Origin of the sequence: Candidatus Anoxymicrobium japonicum, from assembly GCA_002843005.1 — a bacterium.
Taxonomy (GTDB): domain Bacteria; phylum Actinomycetota; class Geothermincolia; order Fen-727; family Anoxymicrobiaceae; genus Anoxymicrobium; species Anoxymicrobium japonicum.
In genome coordinates this window covers 1-3,475 of record PHEX01000104.1, presented here as the reverse complement: position 1 = coordinate 3,475, position 3,475 = coordinate 1, and the positions used below count along the sequence as shown (strand labels likewise).

Here is a 3,475-nt window from a genome sequence, read left to right as displayed (position 1 = left end):
CTGTGTTCTGGTCGCTGATACAACAACCGGAATATAGGGGGAGAATGCCGTTATGGCAAGGTTTGTTGGGGTTCAGTCACCCACCGATTTGTGTGAGGAGCTTATAATTCTAGCAATTCGCGGTACAGTGGGACAAACGCTCCGTGCAAGTCAAAATTGACGAAAGGAAAGATCCAAATGAAAACACGTATCACTGAACTTCTCGGAATCGAGCACCCGATTCTCCTATCGGGCATGAGCTGGATCAGCGTGCCAACGTTAGTGGCCGCGGTCTCAAACGCCGGCGGCCTTGGAATGCTTGCGACAGGCGCTCTGAACGTTGAAGAAACTCGCAAGTCCGTGCGCGAGATCAGAGAGCTGACCGACAAACCTTTTGGCGCCAACGCATCTCTGTTGTTTCCGGGCGCGGCTCAAAACGCCGCGGTGCTACTCGAGGAGAAGGTTCCCGTGATCAACTTCTCACTTGGAAAAGGCGACTGGATTGTGCGGGCGGCAAACGAGTATGGAGGAAAAGTGCTCGCCACGGTCACCAACGCCCGCCACGCAAAACGCGCGCAGGATTACGGCTCGCACGGAGTCATCGTTACGGGAAACGAAGCGGCCGCGCACGGAGAAGCGCCAACCACTTTCTGCCTGACGCCAAGCGTCGCCTCGGCGCTGGACATCCCTGTTGTTGTCGCCGGCGGCGTGGGCGACGGACGTGGGCTGGCCGCGGTGCTGGCGCTGGGCGGAGAAGGGGTGGCTATGGGCACCCGGCTGATGACCACGCGGGAAAGCCCGCTTCACGACAATTTCAAGAAGCTCTCTATCGAGAAGGACATATATGACACCATCTACTCGAAGAAGTTCGATGGTCTCATGTGCCGTGTGCTCGACACGCCCGGTGCCCGCAAGGCTACGAAACACGGGATCTTCCCGTTCGGCTATCTCAAGGCCATCCCCAACTCGCGTGCAATAGCCAGGCAGATTGGTCTCCCGTACTGGAAACTGTTCGCCGGCGTGCTCGCATCGGGTTGGAAAAACGCCACGCAGCTCGCGTACATGGCAAACGCCTTCAAGCAGATTCATCTCGCGTCCGAGTTGGGTGACGTCAAAGCCGGGGTGCTTCCCGTCGGTCAGGTCACCGGCCTGATGCACGATATCCCGACGGTTCAGGAGCTCATCGACAGGATTGTCAAGGAAGCCGAGGAAGTCATGAAAAGCCTCAACGCAAAGGTCGGCTAATCACGGGAAATTTCTTGCGTGCTTTAACGAAAGCTTAACAGGCGTTACGTCTCACTTTAACAATCACGCGCGATAATCATTATGGATGAACGCATCAAGAAGCGCGTCAAAATAAAACGTCAATAAGGAGTGATGGATCATGAAGGCAAAGAGTTCCCGGCGATTGGCGTTGATAGTGGGCATCGTGCTGGTAGCGTTGCTTGTCACAGGGTCGTCGCAGACGTTCGCGGCAGGAAAAAAGCCGGCCGGCGAGCATGACAGGCGAGGCGCGGTGGGCAATCAGGACAGAATGGGCAATCAGGACAGAAGTAACAAAGGTGACAGAGGCAACAGAGCCGAGCGGGCCGGGAAGCGTATCGACAGGGCGATAGCGAAACTGAAGAAGCAAAGCGCGACATTCAAGAAGATAGACGAACGAATCAAGAAGGCGGCTGACGCGTTTGCCGCCATGGGTCTCGACGTCTCAAAACTCAGGTCCGACGAAGAAGCTCTGACGTCAAAGATCAACGCCGCGAGCAAAAACGCGTCGAGGTCGCAGGTGCGCTCGAGGACGCAAAGGGCCTCGCGGAAGCGGACTCGCTCGACAGGCCCAAGGCAATCGCAGCCGCAAAGAGCGCCATGGGCAAGGCGCGCGATCTGCGTAAAGACATGCGGGAGATCCGCGAGTTTGCAAGGACGGTCATCCGAAAGGACATCCAGACCCTCAAGAGCCAATCTGCGCCAAAAACGACAACACCTTCACGAGGTGAACAGGAGATTTGACAGGTAACTGGACGGCGTTACCGAAAAGCGCCGCGGCGTGGTTCTGTGCGGCGCTGATAGCCGTTGCTCTTCCCGGATGCGGCGGCGCCTGGCGAGACAGGGCCGCTTCCTGGCGGCAGTACCGACCTGGCCCGCGCGACTCAGTGAAAACAGTGTCGGCGGGCGGACGGGAGCGCACATGCATCGTACACCTGCCACCGTCATACGATGACAGTAAGCCGGCACCGCTGGTTCTGGTGTTTCATGGCGGAACTGGAAACGCGAGCGGCGCCGTAGTCATGACCGGCATGAACGACACCGCCGACATGGAGGGCTTCATCGCCGCATACCCGAACGGCACGGGATTGCTCGCCGACCGCCTCCTGACATGGAACGTCCTTTTCGGATTCGGATACGCGTCGCGCAACAATGTTGACGACGTTACCTTCGCGAGAACGCTTATAGAGGAGCTGGAGCTGGACTACGCGATCGACAGAAATCGCATCTACGCTACCGGCATCTCGAACGGCGGGATGTTCACCTACCTGCTCGGCTCGCGGCTCTCGGATGTGCTTGCGGCCATCGCGCCGGTAGCGGGCTCGATTGGGGCAAGCCCTGGCGCCGGGGCCGATTTCATCACCTTTCCCCCTCCCAAGAATCCGGTTTCGGTCATGGCGTTCCACGGCAGGCAAGACAAAAATGTTCCATACGAGGGAGGGCAGGGCACCGGACTCTCAAAGGCGGTTTACCGGCCGGTGAGCTACTCGGTTGACGCGTGGGTCAAGTGGGACGGATGCTCAAACACGCCAGTCACGACAACGAGCCCTAACGGCAACGTGATGACTCAGACTTACACCGGCGGCAGAAACGGCGCCGAGGTCGCGCTCGTCACAGTAAACAACGGTGGGCACTCCTGGCCGGGCGGCAAACGTTACACCGGCGGCACCGAGCCGGCGCGCGACCTTTCGGCGAACGAAATGATGTGGCGGTTCTTCTCGAGGCACCCGAAGCGGTAGAGGCTTCAATCCCGGCAACCGCCTGCTCCCCGGCGAAAAGCCCGGCTTCGTCCGGTGTCCACTTTCGATAGATAGCTATGAGCACAGTGACCAGAACGTTCAATGCCAGCCCGATAGAGTTGGTGACGAGGAACGCGCCGCCGACGTGATCATGCGCTACGAGACCGATGGCGTACGCTTCCATGAACGAAAGACCTATGTAGCCGAAGGAAATATGGCGCTGTCGCACCCCACCTGTTAGACTTTTTCATGGAGAGATGGCCGAGTCTGGTTTAAGGCGCACGCCTGGAAAGCGTGTGGGCCCCACAAGGGCCTCGTGGGTTCAAATCCCACTCTCTCCGCCAAGAGGCCCTTCGGGGCCTCTTGGCGGAGAGAGCCGGCTGAAGAATACACGACGGGGTCACCGCGCGCCGCGATCCACGCTTACAAGTTTGAATTCACTCAAGAACAGCGGCGGCATCGAATCACGCGCTCCGCTGTAATACTGAGTCTGA

3 protein-coding genes and 1 tRNA gene are annotated in these 3,475 nt (G+C 58.6%); all 4 read left to right on the top strand.

The features are described 5' to 3' along the window. Positions 1 to 177 precede the first annotated feature (177 nt). A complete protein-coding gene (locus tag CVT63_08085; GenBank protein PKQ27425.1) occupies positions 178 to 1,224 on the top strand; it encodes an enoyl-ACP reductase in 1,047 nt (348 codons plus the stop codon). Positions 1,225 to 1,363: 139 nt separating this feature from the next. Beyond that, the gene (locus CVT63_08080; protein PKQ27424.1) at positions 1,364 to 1,993 is read left to right on the top strand and encodes a hypothetical protein; all 630 of its coding nucleotides are present in this window, start codon (positions 1,364 to 1,366) and stop codon (positions 1,991 to 1,993) included. After that, positions 1,983 to 2,981, top strand: coding sequence for a hypothetical protein (locus CVT63_08075; protein ID PKQ27423.1), 999 nt, complete (start codon positions 1,983 to 1,985; stop codon positions 2,979 to 2,981). The genes CVT63_08080 and CVT63_08075 overlap by 11 nt, the downstream gene beginning before the upstream one ends. A gap of 251 nt (positions 2,982 to 3,232) precedes the next feature. Beyond that, positions 3,233 to 3,325, top strand: a tRNA-Ser gene (locus tag CVT63_08070). Positions 3,326 to 3,475: the final 150 nt, after the last annotated feature.

What these genes read in the sequence shown, in the direction of transcription:
- CVT63_08085 (PKQ27425.1), top strand. Translation starts at nt 178, where the DNA reads ATGAAAACACGTATCACTGAACTTCTCGGAATCGAGCACCCGATTCTC.
- CVT63_08080 (PKQ27424.1), top strand. Translation starts at nt 1,364, where the DNA reads ATGAAGGCAAAGAGTTCCCGGCGATTGGCGTTGATAGTGGGCATCGTG.